This window comes from Solimonas terrae, assembly GCF_011067135.1.
GTDB lineage: Bacteria > Pseudomonadota > Gammaproteobacteria > Nevskiales > Nevskiaceae > Solimonas > Solimonas terrae.
This window is the reverse complement of the sequence record NZ_JAAMOW010000010.1, coordinates 137,746-156,671: the sequence shown is the minus strand read 5'-3', so window position 1 is coordinate 156,671 and position 18,926 is coordinate 137,746. Positions and strand designations below refer to the sequence as shown.

At 66.3% G+C, this 18,926-nt stretch carries 16 protein-coding genes; 8 read left to right on the top strand and 8 right to left on the bottom strand.

Annotated features, from left to right (window positions below):
- The first annotated feature begins 137 nt into the window (after positions 1-137).
- Together G7Y85_RS18450 and G7Y85_RS18445 are read left to right on the top strand one after the other, a co-directional pair.
- Positions 138-896, top strand: coding sequence for a glutathione S-transferase N-terminal domain-containing protein (locus G7Y85_RS18450; RefSeq protein WP_166260966.1), 759 nt, complete (start codon positions 138-140; stop codon positions 894-896).
- Positions 896-1,546 (top strand): LysE family translocator, encoded by a 651-nt coding sequence (locus G7Y85_RS18445; RefSeq protein WP_166260964.1) that lies wholly within the window; start codon positions 896-898, stop codon positions 1,544-1,546. The genes G7Y85_RS18450 and G7Y85_RS18445 overlap by 1 nt, the downstream gene beginning before the upstream one ends.
- A 49-nt stretch (positions 1,547-1,595) precedes the next feature.
- Here the strand turns inward: G7Y85_RS18445 and G7Y85_RS18440 are convergent, their stop codons facing one another.
- Positions 1,596-2,258 carry an MOSC domain-containing protein gene (locus G7Y85_RS18440; protein WP_166260962.1) on the bottom strand — a complete coding sequence of 221 codons (663 nt, stop codon included), beginning with the start codon at positions 2,256-2,258 and terminating at the stop codon, positions 1,596-1,598.
- A gap of 125 nt (positions 2,259-2,383) precedes the next feature.
- Positions 2,384-2,998, bottom strand: coding sequence for a TetR/AcrR family transcriptional regulator (locus G7Y85_RS18435; RefSeq protein ID WP_194241242.1), 615 nt, complete (start codon positions 2,996-2,998; stop codon positions 2,384-2,386).
- Between the two features lie 200 nt (positions 2,999-3,198).
- Here G7Y85_RS18435 and G7Y85_RS18430 point away from each other — a divergent pair, with 200 nt between their 5' ends.
- The 4 genes from G7Y85_RS18430 to G7Y85_RS18415 all read left to right on the top strand — a co-directional run bounded on the left by G7Y85_RS18430 (position 3,199) and on the right by G7Y85_RS18415 (position 9,789).
- Complete coding sequence (locus G7Y85_RS18430) at positions 3,199-4,404, top strand: acetyl-CoA C-acetyltransferase (RefSeq protein WP_166260960.1); 1,206 nt, start codon at positions 3,199-3,201, stop codon at positions 4,402-4,404.
- Positions 4,405-4,415: 11 nt separating this feature from the next.
- Positions 4,416-6,566 carry a 3-hydroxyacyl-CoA dehydrogenase NAD-binding domain-containing protein gene (locus G7Y85_RS18425; protein ID WP_166260958.1) on the top strand — a complete coding sequence of 717 codons (2,151 nt, stop codon included), beginning with the start codon at positions 4,416-4,418 and terminating at the stop codon, positions 6,564-6,566.
- Between the two features lie 172 nt (positions 6,567-6,738).
- Complete coding sequence (locus tag G7Y85_RS18420; RefSeq protein ID WP_166260956.1) at positions 6,739-8,994, top strand: acyl-CoA dehydrogenase; 2,256 nt, start codon at positions 6,739-6,741, stop codon at positions 8,992-8,994.
- Positions 8,995-9,270: 276 nt separating this feature from the next.
- A complete protein-coding gene (locus tag G7Y85_RS18415) occupies positions 9,271-9,789 on the top strand; it encodes a hypothetical protein (protein WP_166260953.1) in 519 nt (172 codons plus the stop codon).
- A gap of 17 nt (positions 9,790-9,806) precedes the next feature.
- Here the strand turns inward: G7Y85_RS18415 and G7Y85_RS18410 are convergent, their stop codons facing one another.
- From G7Y85_RS18410 to G7Y85_RS18390, 5 genes are all read right to left on the bottom strand, one after another.
- Positions 9,807-10,523, bottom strand: a complete 717-nt coding sequence (locus tag G7Y85_RS18410; protein ID WP_166260950.1) for a 2OG-Fe(II) oxygenase — start codon at positions 10,521-10,523, stop codon at positions 9,807-9,809.
- Positions 10,520-11,314: a DNA-3-methyladenine glycosylase 2 gene (locus tag G7Y85_RS18405; protein WP_166260947.1), complete on the bottom strand. Its 795-nt coding sequence runs from the start codon at positions 11,312-11,314 to the stop codon at positions 10,520-10,522. The genes G7Y85_RS18410 and G7Y85_RS18405 overlap by 4 nt, the downstream gene beginning before the upstream one ends.
- A 1-nt stretch (position 11,315) precedes the next feature.
- Positions 11,316-12,395, bottom strand: a complete 1,080-nt coding sequence (gene ada / locus G7Y85_RS18400; RefSeq protein ID WP_166260943.1) for a bifunctional DNA-binding transcriptional regulator/O6-methylguanine-DNA methyltransferase Ada — start codon at positions 12,393-12,395, stop codon at positions 11,316-11,318.
- 90 nt (positions 12,396-12,485) lie between these two features.
- The gene (locus G7Y85_RS18395) at positions 12,486-14,102 is read right to left on the bottom strand and encodes a phytoene desaturase family protein (protein ID WP_166260940.1); all 1,617 of its coding nucleotides are present in this window, start codon (positions 14,100-14,102) and stop codon (positions 12,486-12,488) included.
- The gene (locus G7Y85_RS18390; RefSeq protein WP_166260937.1) at positions 14,099-15,202 is read right to left on the bottom strand and encodes an SMP-30/gluconolactonase/LRE family protein; all 1,104 of its coding nucleotides are present in this window, start codon (positions 15,200-15,202) and stop codon (positions 14,099-14,101) included. The genes G7Y85_RS18395 and G7Y85_RS18390 overlap by 4 nt, the downstream gene beginning before the upstream one ends.
- Before the next feature lie 321 nt (positions 15,203-15,523).
- Between G7Y85_RS18390 and G7Y85_RS18385 the strand changes: the two genes are divergently transcribed.
- On the top strand, positions 15,524-17,173 hold the full coding sequence (locus tag G7Y85_RS18385) for an AMP-binding protein (RefSeq protein WP_166260934.1): 1,650 nt from the start codon (positions 15,524-15,526) through the stop codon (positions 17,171-17,173).
- Between the two features lie 214 nt (positions 17,174-17,387).
- Here G7Y85_RS18385 and G7Y85_RS18380 read toward each other — a convergent pair whose 3' ends face one another.
- Entirely contained in the window at positions 17,388-18,344 is a 957-nt protein-coding gene (locus G7Y85_RS18380) for a CorA family divalent cation transporter (protein WP_166260931.1), read from the bottom strand.
- 119 nt (positions 18,345-18,463) lie between these two features.
- Here G7Y85_RS18380 and G7Y85_RS18375 point away from each other — a divergent pair, with 119 nt between their 5' ends.
- Positions 18,464-18,898: a GNAT family N-acetyltransferase gene (locus G7Y85_RS18375; protein ID WP_166260928.1), complete on the top strand. Its 435-nt coding sequence runs from the start codon at positions 18,464-18,466 to the stop codon at positions 18,896-18,898.
- The last annotated feature ends 28 nt before the right edge of the window (positions 18,899-18,926 follow it).

The window sequence follows — 18,926 nt, the reverse complement described above, 5'->3', positions numbered from 1 at the left end:
CGCACCGGTCGTCCCGCCCCGCCAGCGCATCCCATGTCATCGCGCTCATCGCATCGTTCCTCTGTTGCCGGAATAGATGCACCGGCACGCAAAAGCGTTTAAAAAGGCCCGTTCTCCCGCTTCATGGATGCCTACGCATGCGCGCACTCGCCGTCGGTCGTTCGGTTCTGGTCAGCACCCTCGCCGGCTGGCGCGGCAGCGTTGCCTTTCGCCCGGCACGCCAGCAACCGGCCGAAATGCTGGAGCTGTACGACATCGAGGCCTGCCCGTACTGCCGTCTGGTCCGTGAAACCCTGACCCGGCTCGACCTCGATGTCTTGATCCGGCCGTGTCCGAAAGGCGGCGAACGATTCCGGCCGCAGGCCCGCGAACTCGGCGGCAAGGCCTTGTTCCCGCTGCTGGTCGATCCGAACACGGGCCGCAAGCTCTACGAATCGGCCGACATCGTCGAATACCTGGCTCAGACCTACGAAGGCCGCGTCGGCAGCGCCCGCGGCCTGAACCGAGCACTCAAGGTCGCCAGCTCGACGCTGGCGAGCGCCGCGCAACTGGGACGCGGACTGATGGTGCGGCCTTCGCGCGCCGCGGCCCAGCCGCTGGAGCTGTACAGCTTCGAAACCAGTCCGTATTCGCGTCTGGTGCGTGAGCGCCTGTGCGAGCTGGAGCTGCCGTACCGGCTGCGCAGCACCGGCAAGGGCGCGCCCAGGGACATCGGTCCGCCGACTGTGCGCGACCGCTGGTTCAAGAGCGAAAAGGCGACGTCGCGCAACCGCGCCGCGCTGCTCGCGCGTGCCGGTCATGTGCAGGTGCCGTATCTGATCGACCCGAACACCGGCACCGAAATGTTCGAGTCGGCGAACATCCTCGCCTATCTCGACGCCACCTACGCCGTCTGATGGCCAGCAGCGGACTGGCCGTGTTCGGCGCGGTGGCCGCCGCCCATGCCCTCGGCGTCATCAGCCCGGGACCGGACTTCGCGATCGTCACGCGCCAGTCGCTCGCGCATGGGCGTGCCGCCGGCCTGTGGACGGCGGCCGGTATCGGCACCGGCATCCTGTTCCATGTCAGCTACAGCCTGTTCGGACTGCGCTGGCTGACGCGGACCCTGCCCTGGGCGCTGTGGGTGATTGCCCTGGTCGGCGCCGGCTTTCTGATCTGGATGGGCGTCAAGGCCTTGCGTGCGCGGCCGCTGCCGGAAGTCGCCAGCGATGCGCCGGCGCCCGTGGCCGGCGACTGGAAGCGCAATTACGGAACCGGACTGGCAACCAACCTGCTGAATCCGAAGGTGACGCTGTTCTTCGTCGCGCTGTTCACGGCCGTCGTCAGCGGCCCGATCTCGGCGACCCTGATGTGGGTGCTCGCGATCTGGCTGCCGCTGGCGACCTTCGCCTGGTTCGCCACCCTGGCCCTGCTGTTGTCGCACGACGGCCTGCGCCGCGCGGTGCGTCGTCAGGCGCACCGCATCGATCACGCGATGGGTCTGGTGCTGATCGGCCTCGGCCTGTTCGTCATCGCCCGCACGCTCGGCGCCTGGTTTTATCGCTGAGTCGCCGCCGGCCGCAACGGTCGTGCGCGAAGCGCGCTCCGGCAATCGATCAGGGCGGGTTCGCGAGCAGCCAGGTCAGGCGCTGCTGCCAGCCTTCCCGCTTGTCAGGCGCCAGACCCGGCGTATCGATCAGGCGCTGCAGCGCAGCCGGCTCCGGCCGGTGCGCATGTCGCAGGTCCCAGTATTCGCGCAGGCTGACCGGATGCGCCGGGCGCTCGATCAACGCCAGCGCATCCCCGGCACGGCAATGCCCCGGCGCCAGCACGCGGTAGTACCAGCCGGCGACGCCCTGCTCGGCGACGAACTTCGTCAGGCCGTCGACGCCGTAACGCGCATCGATCTTCCAGCACGGCGAGCGCGGCTGATTGAGCTGGATGCGCGCCGAGCCAAGCGCGTAGACATCGCCGATGCAGACATCCTCCTCGCGCCATTCGCCGGTCGAGAAATTCTCGCCGATCGAACCGGGCACGAACTGCGCCGCGATCTCCGGAAAGCGTGGCACGAACAGCGCATAGTTCAGCGCCGGAAAATGATGCAGCGCCTTCTCCGGCCCACCGTGCACGCGCCTGTCCGCCTGCGCGTCGCAGACGATGCCCTCGTAGCCGATCTCCACCTCGCCATCGACCGCGCGCTTGAAAATCCCCGTCGGCCGCCCGTCGCCCGGCATCGCCTGCACCGCGCCGGCAAAAATCTGCGTAACGATGGTTTTCATCGCAATAGTCTAGAAGCCATGTAGCCGTCGTTGCGAGCAGGCCCGAGTTCGCGCCGGCCACGCGCAGCTGTGCTGAAGCACAGCGAGCATCGCCGGTGCGAACTCGGGCCGCGCAGCAGACGGATTCATGGCTTCTTCGCGATGGCGCGCCAGAGCATCTCGAACATCGGATTCGCCTGTGCCGTCAGCGATTCCTTCATGCCGCGATGCACGTACATCTGCACGATGCGGGCCAGCGTGCCCATGATGAAATCGAGCACGTATTTCTCGTCGACCTCGTCGGTGATGATGCCCTTCCCGCGGCCCTCGTGGAGCACCTTGAGGAAGGTGCCGAACAGCTCGGGATTGTCGAACTGCTCGTGCTTGCGCCAGGTGTTGACGTAGACCGAACTCATCTGCAGCTGCATCAGCTTGGGATTCTTCTCGTAGAAGTCGAGGCTGACCCAGAACACCTTGCGCAGGCGTTCCTTGTAGTCCTCGATGCCCTGCAGGTGATCGATCATGCGCACCGCGAGCTTGCCCAGCCAGACGTCGAGGCTGGAGAACAGCAGCGCCTCCTTGCTGCCGTAGTACTTGTAAATGGTCTGCAGCGAGACGTTCGCCGCCCGCGCGATCTCGATCAGACCGACGCGGTGGAATTCGCGTTCGGAAAAGACATCGAGCACGGCCTGTTCGATGCGCGCCTTGGTAGCGGCATCGAGCTGGCTGCGATCACTGACCACGGCATCACTTCGGCGCATGAAAATATCCTTCGAGTAAGACCTGTTACTGTCGATTCGAGCGAGGCCATACGCTGACGTATTGACCGGCTCCAGCCTGCTGGATAGAGTGGACATCGACATCGACCGCGGCCGATGTCGCGCGTTCACGTTCGCATCCCGGCTCCCGGAATGCGCGAATGGTAATTTTAATTACCGATACTGGCAACCCCCGGAGCGCCATGACCGACGCCTTCATCTACGACACCGTCCGCACCCCGCGCGGCAAGGGCAAAAAGGACGGCAGCCTGCATCAGGTCACGCCGATCGAACTGATCGCGACCTGCCTGCGTGCCATCGAAACGCGCAATCACCTCGACACCTCGCTGGTCGACGACATCGTGCTCGGTTGCGTCACGCCGATCGGCGAACAGGGCGCGGACATCGCGCGCGTCGCCGCGCTGTACGCCGGATGGGCACAAACCGTCGCCGGCGTCACGCAGTCGCGCTTCTGCGCCTCCGGCCTGGAATCGGTGAACCTCGCGGCGATGAAAGTGATGTCCGGCTTCGAGGATCTGGTCGTCGGTGGCGGCGTCGAAAGCATGTCGCGCTGGGCGATGGGCTCGGATGGCGGCGCCTGGGCGATGGACCCGCGCGTCAACCAGCAGACCGGCTTCGCGCCGCAGGGCATCGGCGCCGATCTGATCGCGACGCTCGAAGGCTTTTCGCGTCGCGATGTCGACGCGTTTGCGGTGCGCTCGCAACAGCGCGCGACGGTCGCGCGCGCAGAGAAGCGCTACGCCAAATCGCTGGTGCCGGTGCGTGACCTCAACGGCATGGTGGTGCTCGATCACGACGAATACATACGCCCCGACACCACGGTCGACAGTCTCGCGACACTGAAACCTTCGTTCGCGCAGATGGGACAGATGGGTTTCGACGCGACGGCGCTGCGCAAATACACGACGATCGAACAGGTCGAGCACGTCCATCACGCCGGCAATTCGTCGGGCATCGTCGATGGCGCCGCGGCCGTGCTGATCGGCAGCAAGAAGATCGGTCGCAAGCTCGGCGTCAAGCCACGCGCCCGCATTCGCGCCGCGGCGGTGATCGGCTCCGAACCGACGATCATGCTGACCGGCATCGCGCCGGCATCGCAGAAGGCGCTGAAGAAGGCCGGCATGAACGCGTCCGACATCGACCTGTTCGAGATCAACGAGGCGTTCGCCGCGGTCGTGCTGCGCGCGATCCGCGATCTGCAGATCGATCCGGACAAGGTCAACGTCAACGGCGGGGCGATCGCCCTCGGCCATCCGCTCGGTGCAACCGGCGCGATGATTCTCGGCACCCTGCTCGACGAGCTGGAACGCCAGGACAAGCAGACCGGTCTGGTTTCGCTGTGCGTCGGTGCCGGCATGGGCATCGCCACGATCATCGAGCGCGTGTGAGGAACGACAACATGGATACGACCCATCACAGCGCCGTGAAATTCGAAAAGGATGCCGACGGCATCGTCACGCTGACCCTCGACATGCCGGGCCGTTCGATGAACGTGCTCAATGACGAACTCAGTGCCCCGCTCGCCGACGCGATTGCGAAGATCGAAGCCGATGCGTCGATCAGGGGCGCGATCCTGACCTCCGGCAAGAAGGAATTTCTGGCCGGCGCCGACATCGACAAAGTGTTCGCGATGACGAACGCCGAAGACGCATTCAAGCTCGCTGAAGATTTCAAAGCCTTCCTGCGCCGCCTTGAAACCTGCGGCCGCCCCGTGGTCGCGGCCCTCAACGGCACCGCGCTCGGTGGCGGTCTCGAACTTGCGCTCGGCTGCCATTACCGCATCGCGATCGACAATCCGAAAGCGCAGTTCGGTCTGCCGGAATCCAAACTCGGTCTGCTGCCGGGCGGCGGCGGTACGCAGCGTCTGCCGCGTCTGATCGGCATTCAGGCGGCGCTGCCACTGATGCTCGAAGGCAAGGCGCTCAAACCGGCGCAAGCAAAACAACAAGGCATCATTCACGAGCTCGCCAGCGACGCCGCCGACATGATGGCGAAGGCGCGCGCGTGGATCGCCGCCAACCCGCAGGCGGCGCAGCCCTGGGACGACAAGAAATTCAAATGGCCGGGCGGCGATTCCAAGAGTCCGGCCAACGTGCAGATGTGGGCGATCGCGCCGTCGATGGCCAGCGCCAAGAGCTGGGGCAATTTCCCGGCGATCGGCAACATCATGTCCTGCGTGTTCGAAGGCGGCCTCGTCGACTTCGACACGGCCTGTCGGCTCGAATCACGCTACTTCGCCAACTGCGTGGTCTCGCAGGTGTCGAAGAACATGATCGGCTCGCTGTGGTTCCAGCTCAATGCGATCAACAAGGGCAAATCACGCCCGGAAGGCTTCGAGCGCAGCAAGGTCACGAAGCTCGGCGTGCTCGGCGCCGGCATGATGGGCGCCGGCATCGCGTACGTGTCGGCCCAGGTCGGCATTGACGTGGTGCTGCTCGATACCACGCAGGACGCCGCCGACAAGGGCAAGGCCTATTCCGCCGGCCTGCTCGACAAGGATCTGAAGAAGGGCCGTACCACCGCCGAGGCGCGCGACGCGCTGCTCGCACGTATCAAGGCGACCACGGCGTATGAAGATCTCGACGGCTGCGATCTGATCATCGAAGCGGTGTTCGAGGATCGCGCCCTCAAGGCCGACGTCACCAGGAAGGCCGAAGCGGTGCTCGCGAAGACCGCGGTCTTCGCATCGAACACTTCAACGCTGCCGATCACCGGCCTCGCACAGGCCAGCGAGCGGCCGAAGCATTTCATCGGCCTGCATTTCTTCTCGCCGGTCGACAAGATGCCGCTGGTCGAAATCATCAAGGGCAGGAAGACCTCGCCGGAAACCCTGGCGCGCGCGTTCGACTACGTGCAGCAGATCCGCAAGACGCCGATCGTCGTCAACGACTCGCGCGGCTTCTACACCTCGCGCGTATTCGCGACCTACGTGATGGAAGGCATCGCGCTGCTGCTCGACGGCGTGCATCCGCGGTCGATCGAAGTCGCCGGTCTGCAGGCCGGCATGCCGGTCGGGCCATTGGCTCTGCAGGATGAAGTCTCGCTGTCACTGTCGTTGCATATCCTCGACCAGACACGCAAGGATTTCGCCGCCGAAGGCAGGCCCTACGTCGGGCATCCGGCCAACGCGGTGATCGAGAAGATGGTTCGTGAACTCGACCGCCCCGGCAAGAAGGCCGGCAAGGGTTTCTACGACTATCCCTCCGGTGCGCACAAGCATCTCTGGGACGGTCTTGCCACGCAGTTTCCTGTCGCAAGCGAACAGCCCGCGCAGAGCGAGCTGATCGACCGCCTGATGTTCGCGCAGGCGATCGAGGCCGCGAAGTGTTTCGAGGAAGGCGTCGTCGAAACCGTTGCCGACACCAACATCGGCTCGATCTTCGGCTGGGGCTTCGCGCCACATCAGGGCGGCGCCCTGCAATTCATCAACGCCCATGGCAGCGCCGCGTTCGTGAAACGCGCAAAGGCACTGGAGAAGCGCTACGGCGCGCGCTTCAAGCCGGGCAAGCTGCTGCTCAGGATGGCCAGGGACAATCAGGCCTTCGTCTAGGAAGCACGGCCGTCGGCGTCATGGCCGCGACTGCGGGTACGACCGGGGCGTGAAGGATGCGCGCCTGCGTCGCGATCGGATTCGCATCAGCGCCGCGCCGGGGTCTGCGCTGCGGCCATGGTGAGGCCGCGACGATCGCGCAACAGTTGACGTTCAAACTTCGGAGAGATTCATGTTCAAGGCACTGATGAAGTGGATGCAGGCCGCCAAGATCCTGCCGCAGATTTCCGACACCGAGCGCCAGGCGCTCGAAGCCGGCTCGGTGTGGATCGACGGCCAGTTCTTTTCCGGCAAGGCGGACTTCGCCAAGGTGCTCGCCGAGCCCTACGGCCAACTGACGGCCGAAGAGCAGGCGTTCATCGACGGCCCGTGCAACGAGCTGCTGGCGATGTTCGATCGCTACGACGTGCAGCGCAGCAAGCGGATCCCCGACGAGGTCTTCGAGTTCGTCAAAAAGAAGGGCTTCATGTCCTTCCTGATTCCGAAGCGTTACGGCGGGCTGGAATTCTCGACGCTGGCAATCTCGACGATCATGGCCAAGCTGTCGGCGTACAACGCCGCGGTCGGCACCCTGGTCGTGATTCCGAATTCGCTGGGCGCGGCCGAGCTGATCAAGCACTACGGCACGCAGGCACAAAAGGATGTGTATCTGCCGAAGCTTGCGCGCGGCGAATACATCCCCTGCTTCGGCCTGACGGAGCCAACCGCCGGCTCGGACGCGGCCAGCATCAAGGCAGAGGGCCTGATGTTCCGCGACGGCGACGGCACGCTCAAGCTCAAGCTCAATTTCCGCAAGCGTTACATCACGCTCGCGCCGATCGCCAATCTGGTGACGCTCGCCTGTCGCGTCCATGACCCCGAAAATCTGCTGGGCAAAGGCGAGGACGTCGGCATCACCTGCGTGATGATTCACGAAGGCACGCCGGGCTTCACGCACGGCGATCATCACGATCCGATCGGCGATCCGTTCTACAACGGCCCGCTGCTCGGCAAGGATGTGATCGTGCCGGTCGACAACATCATCGGCGGTGCCGAATACGCCGGCCAGGGCTGGCGCATGCTGATGGAACAGCTCGCTGGTGGCCGCATGGTATCGCTGCCGGCCGGCGCGGTCGGTGCCGCGCGCGTCGCGTCGGCGATGACCGGTGCGTACTCGGTCGTGCGTCAGCAGTTCGGCATTTCGATCGGCCACATGGAAGGCATCGAAGACAAGGTCGGCAAGATCGCGGCGCTGTCGTACATGATGGAAGGCGCGCGCATCTTCGGTTGCACCGCGGTCGACAACGGCATCCAGCCGCCGGTGGTGTCGTCGGTGATGAAGGCGTACACGACGGACATCAGCCGCCAGCTGATCAGCGACGCGATGGACGTGTTCTCCGGCGCCGGCGTCATGCAGGGGCCGAGCAACATCCTCGGCATGATGTACAAGTCGGCGCCGGTATCGATCACCGTCGAGGGCGCCAACATCATGACGCGCACGCTGATGATCTTCGGCCAGGGCGCGACGCGTTGCCATCCCTACGCGCTCAACGTCGTGCACGCGGTCGAGAACAGCGACGTGCCGAAGTTCCGCAAGAACCTGCTCGGCTGGATCGGTCATTTCATCGCCGGCATCTTCCGCGCCGAAGCTCACTTCCTGACGCGCGGCGCCTTCGTGTCGGTGCCGGACGTCGCGCCGGAAACGCGCGGCTACTACCGGCGTCTGGGATGGTCGGCAGCGCGTTTCGGCGTGCTGACCGATCTGGCGATGTTCGCGATCGGCGGCAAGCTCAAGGCGCGCGGCAAGCTCACCGGCCGCTATGCCGATGCGCTCGCGTGGCAGATCCTCGCGCTCGGTGCGCTGCGCCGCTTCGAGGCCGAGGGCCGCAAGGCCGAAGACCTGCCGCTGGTCCATTACGCCTGCCAGTACGCGCTGGCACAGGTGCAGGAGGCGTTCGTCGGCATCTACCAGAACTTCGACGGCCCGCTCGGTGCGTGGATGAAGACCATCGGCGTGTTCGAGGCACGCGCCAATCCGGTCGGCGCGATGCCGAAAGACGAATTGTCGGTGCGCGCCGCGCGCGTGATCCAGCAGTACGGCGCGCAATACGAACGGCTCGCGAGCAATGTCTTCCTGCCTTCGGCCGACAACAGCGGCACCGGCCGTCTGCTCAAGGCATTCAGGCTGGTCAGCCAGACGCAGGGCTTCCACGATCGCATCGCACAGGCACAACGCAGCCGGCAGCTGCCGCGCGGTCCGGCGCCAGCCGAGATCGCCGACGCCGCGGTGCAGGCCGGGATCGTCAACGCACAGGAAGCCCGGCAACTCCATGAGGCGCATGCGGCGCGGCTGGCGGCGATCGAGGTCGATCAGTTCACTGCCGAACAGTACTTCGCCGACATCAAGCGCGACGGCGGCATCGAGTACCGGATGGCCGTCAACAGCTGACGCGCCGAACGCCAAAGTGCCCGCTTCGTGCAGACGAGGCGGGCTTTTTTGTGCGCGCCGCACAGTGGGGTCCGCGACGGCGCCGCGAGCCGGTCGCAAACCGGAAGCATGCCGGTATTAAACCCTGGGCGGCGGTCACGCATCTCAGAGCCGAGACGCACGGCAATGCCGACGCATCGCCACGTCGCCAGGATCACGGAACGCCCGCCGCTGTGCGGAATCGCCGGGATCGCAAGGCAGCGCCTGACCGGGCTGCAGACCACGAGGGGATACGACATGACAACTGCAAACTGGAAGCAACTGACACTCGGCATCGCAAGCGCCGTCATCGCCCTGCCCCTGATCGGCAACGCCGCGACCGGCGAGCCGGCGGCGAGCGCGACGACGGGCTCGATCGTGCTGGACCCGGGCATCGCGCGAGGCGCCAACGATTGCATCCGTCTCGATGCGCGGCACCGCCCGATGCAGGACTCGATGTCGGACGTCACGCCGATGCTCAGCAATCACTGCGACTACGCCGTCACGGTTTCGTACTGCATTGCCGACGACGGCGCCGAGATTCGCGCCTGCGACCGTGTTGCACAGCGCAGGACGCGCGCAGTGCCGGCGCACGGCAGCATTCGCGTGCCAACCGACGATCAGTTGCTCGCCGGCAAGGACAACGACTGGGGCGTCAACTGGATCGCCTGTCGCGCACTGCCCGGCGGCAGCACGCAATTCAATGCCGACGGCACCGGCGGTCAGTGCCTGTCGGCGGGCGACACGCTGCAGGCGAGCGCCGAATCGTCGAAGTAGCGCGCTGCTTCGGTCGCTCAGGCGGCGTCGTGCAGGATGACGCCGAGCGTGTGACGCTGGCCACGGCGGATTTCGCTGACGCCGTGGCGCAGTTGCGCGCGATACCAGCCGCGCGTGCCCGCGACCGGCCGGTGATGGACGGCGATGATCGCCGCCGCACCGGCCGGCAGTGTCACGACGCGGGCGATCGATTGCGCGCGCGGCCGCTGTTCGACCAGCACCAGTTCACCACCGCTGAAATCCTCGCCCGGCGCATTGAGCTGGACGATGATCTGCAGCGGAAACTGCTGCTCGCCGTAGAGATCGCGATGCAGGCAGTTGTAGTCGCCGGCGGCATAGCGCAGCAACAGCGGCGTCGGTTTGCACTGTCCCGCCGCACGACAGGCCGCGAGAAAGCCTTCGAGATCGGCCGGATAAGACCTGTCGACGCCGAGCTGCGCCGCCCACCGCATCGCCAGCGGTACCAGCTGCGCGTAGAACCCGGCCCGCAGCGCCTGCACGATCGGCGGCAGCGGGTAGTCGAAATACCGGTATTCGCCGCGACCGAAGCCGTGCCGCTGCATGACGACGCGCGAACGGAAACGATCGTCCTGTTCGTGGAGTGCGATCAGCCGCCGACGCTGCGCCTCGTCGAGCAGAACCGGTGTCACCGCGTGACCGCGTGCATCGAGCTGCGCATGCAGCGCGGACCAGTCCAGCTGCGCGATGCCGGCGGCGATCCCGGCGCCACTCATGGCGCCACCGCCCACAGCAGAGTCGCGGCGTGGCCGCGATAGGGGCGCCAGGCTTCGGCCAGCTCACGCAGCTCGCGCGGCGTCGCCACGCCGGCAGCGCGCAGCAGGCCGATGTCGGTGTCGGGAAACGCATCGTCGTTGCGACCGAGACGGATCGCCAGATAGGCACGCGTCCAGGGGCCGAAACCGGGTTGACGCGCGAGACGCGCCTCGAGCCGGGTCCAGGGCTGATCGAGTGCAAGGTCGCCGTCGGCGACGGCGGCAGCGAAACCGCGAATCGCCGCGACCCGCTTGCCGGGCATGCCGAGCTGCTCGAGATCGGCCCGCACGACCGCCGCCGGCGTCAGCTCGCCGCAGCGCGCGATCAGGCGTTTCAGCAAGGTGCGTGCGGCGGCCACCGTCACCTGCTGGCCGATCAGCGTGCGGATGCACAGCTCGAAAGCCGACCAGCAGCCGAGCGGGCGAAAGCCGGGACAGGCGGCGATGCGCGCCGCGAGCGCCGGACTGCGCGCGAGCGCGGCTTCGATCACACGACCATCATGCTGCGGACGGAACAGTTGCACGACGCGCGCTTCGGCCTCGGAGCGCGACAGGCCTGCCGCGACGACGTCGAGCCGCCCGTCCGCCGCGTCGTAGCCGACCTGCAGCCGCAGCGCGCGCTCGCAGCGCGTGTAGCCCGCAGCGTCGATCGTCTCGAAGCCTTCGATCAGCCGCGACTCGAAATAGCCGAGCAGCGCCGGCCACGGAAACGGCTGGCGCACGGCCAGCGCGAAGCGCAGGGTGTCCGCCACCTCAGCGACCGCCGCGCGTCGCGCGTTCCTGATCGATCAGCACGCGTTTGCGCTCCAGTCCCCAGCGATAGCCGGACAGCGCGCCGTCGCCGCGAATCACGCGATGGCAGGGCACCAGCAGTGCGACGTGATTGCGCGCGCAGGCGCTGGCCACCGCACGCACCGCGCTCGGCTTGCCGATCGCCGCGGCCACCTCCGAATACGAACGCACTTCGCCGTAGGGGATCGTCTGCAAATACTTCCAGACTTCGAGCTGGAACGCCGTGCCGCGGGTATGCAGCGGCAGTTCGAGCTGCGGCCGGCGCCCGGCAAGATGCTCGCCGAGGCGCTGCATCCAGTCGTGGAACTGCGGCGCCCGGACCGGCGCCATCGCCGCAATGCGCGCTTGCGGATATTCGCTGCGCAATGCCGCGATCAGGCTCGCGTCGTCATCGCCGAATTGCAGGAAGCAGATGCCGCGGTCACTGGCGCCGATCAGGATCTGTCCCAGCGGCGTCTGCCCGCAGGCGTACGAAATCGCGACGCCCTGCCCGCCGGCCCGGTATTCGGCCGGCGTCATGCCGAGCCGCGTGTCGATCCTTTCGTAGACGCGGCTGCCGGAGCCGTAACCGGCCCCGTAGATCGCGTCGCTCAGCGAGGGCGCGGCGCGCAATTCGCGGCGCAGGGTTTTCAGGCGGCAGGCATCGGCGTACTCGCGCGGGCTGAGCCCGACGATCGCCTTGAAGCGCCGCTGGAAATGAAACGGACTCAGGTGTGCACGCTGCGCGAGGGCGGCGAGCGACAACTTCGCGTCGACATGCGTCTCGATGTAGCGGCAGACCTCGGCGATGCGCGCCGCTTCGGCGCCGGCCGCAGGATCGCGCGGCTTGCAGCGCTTGCAGGGCCGCAGGCCGTCGCGCTCGGCGGACGCCGCATCGCGGTAGAAGCGCAGGTTCCTGCGCAGCGGTTGGCGCGATGCACAGGACGGCCGGCAATAGACGCCGGTGGTCATCACGCCATAGAAGAACCGGCCGTCCATCGCGGCGTCGCGCGTTTGCACGGCCTGCCAGCAGACAGCGTCATCGGGGATCTCGGTATTCATGTCACGCGCTTCCGTTTTCACAGTGTGCGGACGAGCTTAGGCGGCTGCCGACGACGGCCCCATCCGGAGCTTGCGCTCTGATTCCGGCACTCAGAGATCCTGCAGCAGCACGCGCGCCGCATTGCGACCGGGCGCACCGCTGACGCCGCCGCCGGGATGCGCGCCGGCACCGCACAGATACAGCCCGGCGAGCGGCGTGCGGTAGTCGCCCCAGCCCGGCACCGGCCGGAAACCGAACAGCTGATGCAGCGACATCGCGCCGTGAAAGATGTTGCCGCCGGTCAGTGCGAAACGTCGTTCGAGTTCCAGCGGCGACAGCAGCTGGCGATGCAGCACCGAGGCGCGGAAATTCGGCGCATAGTCGTTGATGGCGTCGATGCAACGCTCGGCAAAGGCCTCGCCGTGTTCGTCCCAGCTGCCGTCGGCCAGCCGGTACGGCGCGTACTGCACGAACAGCTGCGCGATGTGATGGCCGGCCGGCGCCAGCGTCGTGTCGACCGAGGTCGGCAGGGTCATCTCGATCACCGGCTGCCGCGACGGTTCGCCGCGACGCGCGTCCTCGTAGGCGCGTTCGATGTACTCCAGCGTCGGACTGATGTGAATGGTGCCGCGATGCTGCGGGCCGACCGTCGCGCCCGGCATGCACCTGAAGTCCGGCAGGTCCGACAGCGCGAGATTGATCTTCATCACCGCACTCGAATAGTCGATGCGCGTCACCGCCGCACGAAACGCCGGCGGCAATGCGGCGGCGTCGAGCAGCTGCAGGAAGGTCACCGCGGGCGTCGCGTTCGAGATGATGGCGTGCGCGGCGATGCGTTCACCGGATGCGAGCCGCACCGCCACCGCCCTGCCGCCCTGCGCCTCGATTTGCGCGACCGGCGCATCGACCCGGATCGAGACCCCGGCCGCCTCGGCGCTGCGACGCAAGGCCGTGCTCAGAGCGCCCATGCCGCCTTCGACATAGCCCCAGACGCCGCGCGCGCCACCGGCGACCCCCATCACGTGATGCAGCAGCACGTAGCCGGTGCCGGCAGCCGACGGCGGCGACATCGCGCCGATGATGGCATCGGTCGCCAGCGTCGCTTTCAGCGCGTCGGATTCGAACCAGCGATCGAGGATCGGCGTCGCCGGCCCGGTCAGCAGCTCGAGCGCGGTCGGCAGATCGTCGCCGAGTTTTTTCAGCGCGCGATGAAAACGCAGCGCGCGCCGCAGATTGCGCAGTTGCTCGAATACGCCGCGCCTGCGGACATGCGCCGGCAGCGGCAACAGCTCCGGCGGAATGTCTTCGAGTGCCGGCTCCAGTGCCTCGGCAATGCGCGTCAGCCAGGCTTCGTAGCGTGGGTAGGCCTCGGCGTCGCGGGTCGAGAACTTCGCGATCTCGCGACGGTTCAGCTCGGCGTCCGGCCCCATCAGCAGCGAGCGTCCGTCGGGCAACGGCGTGAACGACGAGGGATTGCGCGGCAGCACTTTGTAACCATGCCGCGCGAGTTCGAGTTCGCGTTCGATGTCCGGCAACAGCAGCGAGATCAGGTAGGAGGCGGTCGACGCGCGATAACCCGGCGCGATCTCCTCGCTGACGGCGGCGCCGCCGACGATGCCGCGGCGTTCGAGCACCAGCACCTTCCTGCCGGCACGCGCGAGGTAGTTTGCGCAGACCAGGCCATTGTGGCCGGCGCCGACGATGACGGCGTCGTAACGCTCGCTCACGGTGTCGCGGCCCCGGCCGGCGTGTCCGGCATCACGAGGCGGCCGATCGCGGTGTCGCTGAGGCTGCCGAAGTACAGGGTGCCGCCGACCTGACGGACGCTGGTGATCGGACCGTATGGGGTCGGCGCCTGCGCATCGGACGGATCGCCGGCGTACTGCAGGTCGTGAACCAGATGGCCGTCCAGGTCGAACGCCAGCACCCAGCTGTGCAGGGCCGGCTTCGGCTGCAGGAAGGCCGGCAGACGGTAGGCGATCTTGCGCAGCAGCGGCGAATCGGCGATCGCATCGAGCGCCGGCTTGCGCGGTGCGTACAGAGCCTGCCAGACGCGGTCGCCATTGATGCTGAGATTGTCCGGAAAACCCGGCAGATTGTCGGCGAAGACATCCTGCTGACCGGCCTTCACGCCTTTCAGCCAGTAGCGCCAGATCCGGTATTCATTGGTTTCCGAGACCAGCAGATAACTCGCGCCGGGACCGATCGCCACGCCATTCGCGAAATGCAGGCCGTGCATCAGGGTCCTGGTCTCGCCGGTGGCCGGGTCGTAGCGCAGCAGGCGGCCAGTGTCGCCGTGTTCGAGCACATCCGCCATCAGCTGGTCGATGCCGAAGCGCGCCGACGCGTCCGTGAAATACAGATAGGGGTCGACCGGCGACTGCGCGACATCGTCGACGAACTTGAACGGCTGCCCGTCGGCGGACGTGCTGAGCACGACGACGCTGCCGTCGTCCCTGATCTGCAGCAGGCCCTTGCGTGCGTCGGCAACGAACAGTCCCTTGTCGCCGACGCTGATGCCGAGCGGACGGCCGCCGGTATTGGCCAGCAGCACGCCGTTCGCACCGTCGCCGTCGAAGCGCATCACGCGGCCGTCGTCGTAACCGGCATAGATCCGGCCCTGGGCGTCGACGGTGATGCCTTCCGGGCCGCGGCCGAGCTTGTCGGCGAGTCTTTCGATATTGCGCAGCCGATCGTTCCGCGGATAGGCGTCGGCCGACGGCGCCGGCGCGGGCTGCCACAGCACCGGCACGAACGGCACCGGCCAGAACAGCAGATAGCCGGCGATCGCAGCGACCACGAGCAGCGATATCGCAATGCGCTTCATCAAATCCTCTCTTCTGCAAATCGTACATCTTGCGAGCGTGATGGCGGTTTGCCAATGGCGCCGACGCGCGGCTCCCCGTCAACGCGGTGCCGCCGCTACAATGCGGCCAACCGAGGTCGTCCGGCGTCGCCCCCAACGCCGCGCAGCCCTGGCAGCAGCCGTACAGTCCGGGGGGAACTGCTGATCCGCGCAATGCCGCGCCGGACGTCCGCCCGCAGCGATACAGGAACCGCACCACGCCGTCGTCGTGCGCGGCAGGTTCCGGCATCGCATGACGGTACGGCGTGCCGTCATGCCGAATCCCGATAACAAGGAGTTCCGATGTCTCTCAAGAATCCGGTCGAAATGCTGCTGCAGTGGGCCAAGGAGCAGCCGAACAAGGCCTGGCTGTATCAACCGGTCGACGGCATCTGGAAGAAATACAGTTTTGCCGAATGCGAAGCCCAGGTCCGCGGCATGGCCACGGCGCTGCGCAAGCTCGGTCTGCCGGCCGGTTCGCGCATCGCAATCTCCGGCCGCAATACCGCACACTGGTTCCTCGCCGATCTGGCGATCGCGATGGCCGGTTACATCAGTGTCGGCCTGTATCCGAAGCAGTCGGGCGACGCCGTCAAGTTCATCCTGACGCATTCCGACACCAAGGCGATCTTCGTCGGGCCGATGCCGGACGCCGACGAGTTCATGGCCGCGGTACCGGAAGGCACGATCAAGATCGGCTTCCCGTACGAAGGCGTCGGCCAGTGCGATCACAAATGGGACGACCTGGTGCGCGCGTCCGAGCCGTTCGCCGGCTACCAGACGCCCGATCCGTCGTCGATCTACACCCTGATCTACACCTCGGGCACCACCGGCAACCCCAAGGGTGTGATCATCACGATCGGCAACATGCTGTTCGCCGGCGAGGGCATGCTCAAGGCGATGCCGGGCAAGGGCCAGGAGCGCTTCTTCTCGTACCTGCCGCTTGCCCATGCCTTCGAACGCGGCGCGGTCGAACTCGGTTCGATCTACTACGGCGCCGAAGTGTTCTTCCTCGAGAACCTCGAGAAGCTCGCCGAGCAGCTGCCGGAAGTCGCGCCGACGCGCTTCTTCGGCGTCCCGCTGGTCTACGGCCGCTTCCAGGCCGGCATCCTCAAGAAGCTGCCGCAGAAGAAACTCGATCGCCTGCTGAAGATCCCGGTGGTGTCGTCGCTGATCAAGAAGAAGATCAAGAAAGGCATGGGCCTGCAGAACGCCCGCTATCTGTTCGTCGGCGCCGCGCCGATGCCGATCCCGCTGATGAAATGGCTGGCCAGGCTCGACATCGACGTGCTGCAGGGCTACGGCATGACCGAAAACAACATCTACGCCACTGCCAACCTGCCGGGCGCCAACCGCTGGGGTTCGGTGGGCCGTGCACAGCCCGGTGCCGACATGCGCATCGCCGAAGACGGCGAAATCCAGTTCAAGCATGCCGCCGTCACGCAGGGCTACTACCACGACGCCGAAAAGACCGCCGAGCTGTTCACCAGCGACGGCTGGTTGCGCACCGGAGACAAGGGCCGCATCGACGAAGACGGCTATCTGTACATCACTGGCCGCACCAAGGACATCTTCAAGACGCTCAAGGGCAAGTACGTTGCGCCGGCGCCGATCGAAGGCGCGCTGTCGCGCGATACCGACATCGACCAGCTCTGCTTCGTCGGCACCGGCCTCAAGCAGCCGATCATGATCGTCACGCTCAGCGCCGACGGCGCCCGCAAGCCCCGCTCCGAAGTCGAAGCCGGCCTGATCGCCGAAATGAATGCCGTCAACGCCACGCTCGAAAACCACGAAGAGATCGCCAAGATCATCGTCGCCAGGGACGCATGGACGATCGACAACAACATCATGACGCCGACCATGAAGGTCAAGCGCAACGAGGTCGAGAAAAAGTACGGCGAGCTGCTCGAGAAGCACGCGCCCAACGTCAAGGAAAAAGTGGTCTGGGAGTGAGCCCGGGCTTTCAAGGATTGCCAGTGGCAATCCTTGCCGGGCGAACCAATGGGGCTGGGGCCCCATTGTCGAGTGCAGGATTTCAGGAAGCGCCAGTGGCGCTTCCTGCCGCACGAACGAGCGGGGTTGAGGCCCCGCTCCGAGCGCACGATTTCAGCGAATGCCAGCGGACTTCAACGTCCGCGTCGCCATTTCCGGCGCAAGGCCGCTCCACTCAATCCTTCCCCAGCCAGCCGCGCAGCCTGAACCACAGCAGCGGCGGCAGCATGCTCAGCAGCAATGCGGTGAGCGCCGCCGGATAGCCCCAGAGCTTGTCGAGTTCCGGCATGTGCCGGAAGTTCATTCCCCAGACGCCAGCGAGGATGACGGGTGGAATGGTGACGACCGACACCACGGTCAGCAGTTTCATCACCGCGTTCTGCGCGGTGCTGATGAAGCCGAGGATGGCGTCGAGCAGGAACTGCAGTTTCTCGGTCAGCTGGTCGTCGAACTCTTCGAGCGTCTTCAGATCGCTGGCGATCACCTTGAGCCGCGAGCGCGCGGCCTTCGACAGCCAGTCCGGTGCGCGGTTGTCGACGAAACCCAGGGTGCGCGCGAAACCGAGCAGCGACGGCCGGAAGCGTGCGAGCCGACCTTCGAGCCGGCCCACCCGAAGCATCATGTCGTGCAGCTCGTCGGTACGCCGCGCACGCTCGACAAACACTTCGTCCGACAGCGTTGCCAGATCGGCAGCGATCTGCTGCATCCGTGCGGCGATCTCGTTGATCGCGGTTTCGAGCAGCATGGCGAACGCCGAGGCCGGCGTCTGCTCGCGCGCCTGTCGCCACTGGCTGCCGGCGTGTTCGACGATCGACGAGGGCGTATAGGCGAGGCTGATCATGAACCGCTCGTCGAGGGCGATACCAAGCGGTGTGTCCACGGCGCCGGCTTCGTCCGCGAACAAGGTGAGCTGCATGTGCAGGGTGTGCTCGTCGTCGCGATTGCGTTGTGCGAGTCCCAACGCGCTGAGCTGCTCGGGTCTCGGCACGGCGGACCCGGTCATCGCTTCGATGCGTCGCAGCTCGTCGCTGTCCGGCGCCGACAGATCGAACCAGACGGCACCAGCGGGAAAATCCTCGCCGGCATGCCAGACGACGGGCTCGCGATGATCATTGCGGTGGATGCTCAACATGGCTCTGATATCCCTTCGAAGGCGTGATCGGGCACGGCCGCGCAGATCCCGGCCGCTGCCGCGGTATCGCGCATCGCTGCACAATGGCGGCTGAACGACCCGCCCGGCCGGAGGCTGCGATGAAGTACACCCTGCGTGTCGCGACGCCCGACGACGCGCCGACGATCTCCCGCCTGTCGGCGATGTTCGGCTACCGCGACGACGCCGATGCGCATCGCAGACGCCTGCATATCCTGCTCGCAAAGGCCGATCACGCTGTGCTGGTGGCCGTCAGCGATGACGCCGTCACCGGCTGGCTGCACGTGATGCTGCGACATTCGCTGGAAAGCGAAAGCTTCGCGGAAATCGCCGGACTGGTCGTCGACGAGCAGCTGCGCAGCACCGGCATCGGTGCGGCGCTGGTCGCGGCGGCGGAGAACTGGGCACGGCAGCGCGGCCATCACGAAGTGCGCGTGCGCTCCAATCTGAGCCGCGAGCGCGCCCACGCGTTCTATCGCCGTCAGGGCTATGCTGCGACCAAGCACCAGCAGGTGTTCGCCAAGCGGATCTCGTGATCCGCTTGGCGAGCGAGGCGCCCCGGCG

What these genes read in the sequence shown, in the direction of transcription:
- G7Y85_RS18450 (WP_166260966.1), top strand. Translation starts at nt 138, where the DNA reads ATGCGCGCACTCGCCGTCGGTCGTTCGGTTCTGGTCAGCACCCTCGCC.
- G7Y85_RS18445 (WP_166260964.1), top strand. Translation starts at nt 896, where the DNA reads ATGGCCAGCAGCGGACTGGCCGTGTTCGGCGCGGTGGCCGCCGCCCAT.
- G7Y85_RS18440 (WP_166260962.1), bottom strand. Translation starts at nt 2,258, where the DNA reads ATGAAAACCATCGTTACGCAGATTTTTGCCGGCGCGGTGCAGGCGATG.
- G7Y85_RS18435 (WP_194241242.1), bottom strand. Translation starts at nt 2,998, where the DNA reads ATGCGCCGAAGTGATGCCGTGGTCAGTGATCGCAGCCAGCTCGATGCC.
- G7Y85_RS18430 (WP_166260960.1), top strand. Translation starts at nt 3,199, where the DNA reads ATGACCGACGCCTTCATCTACGACACCGTCCGCACCCCGCGCGGCAAG.
- G7Y85_RS18425 (WP_166260958.1), top strand. Translation starts at nt 4,416, where the DNA reads ATGGATACGACCCATCACAGCGCCGTGAAATTCGAAAAGGATGCCGAC.
- G7Y85_RS18420 (WP_166260956.1), top strand. Translation starts at nt 6,739, where the DNA reads ATGTTCAAGGCACTGATGAAGTGGATGCAGGCCGCCAAGATCCTGCCG.
- G7Y85_RS18415 (WP_166260953.1), top strand. Translation starts at nt 9,271, where the DNA reads ATGACAACTGCAAACTGGAAGCAACTGACACTCGGCATCGCAAGCGCC.
- G7Y85_RS18410 (WP_166260950.1), bottom strand. Translation starts at nt 10,523, where the DNA reads ATGAGTGGCGCCGGGATCGCCGCCGGCATCGCGCAGCTGGACTGGTCC.
- ada (WP_166260943.1), bottom strand. Translation starts at nt 12,395, where the DNA reads ATGAATACCGAGATCCCCGATGACGCTGTCTGCTGGCAGGCCGTGCAA.
- G7Y85_RS18390 (WP_166260937.1), bottom strand. Translation starts at nt 15,202, where the DNA reads ATGAAGCGCATTGCGATATCGCTGCTCGTGGTCGCTGCGATCGCCGGC.
- G7Y85_RS18385 (WP_166260934.1), top strand. Translation starts at nt 15,524, where the DNA reads ATGTCTCTCAAGAATCCGGTCGAAATGCTGCTGCAGTGGGCCAAGGAG.
- G7Y85_RS18380 (WP_166260931.1), bottom strand. Translation starts at nt 18,344, where the DNA reads ATGTTGAGCATCCACCGCAATGATCATCGCGAGCCCGTCGTCTGGCAT.
- G7Y85_RS18375 (WP_166260928.1), top strand. Translation starts at nt 18,464, where the DNA reads ATGAAGTACACCCTGCGTGTCGCGACGCCCGACGACGCGCCGACGATC.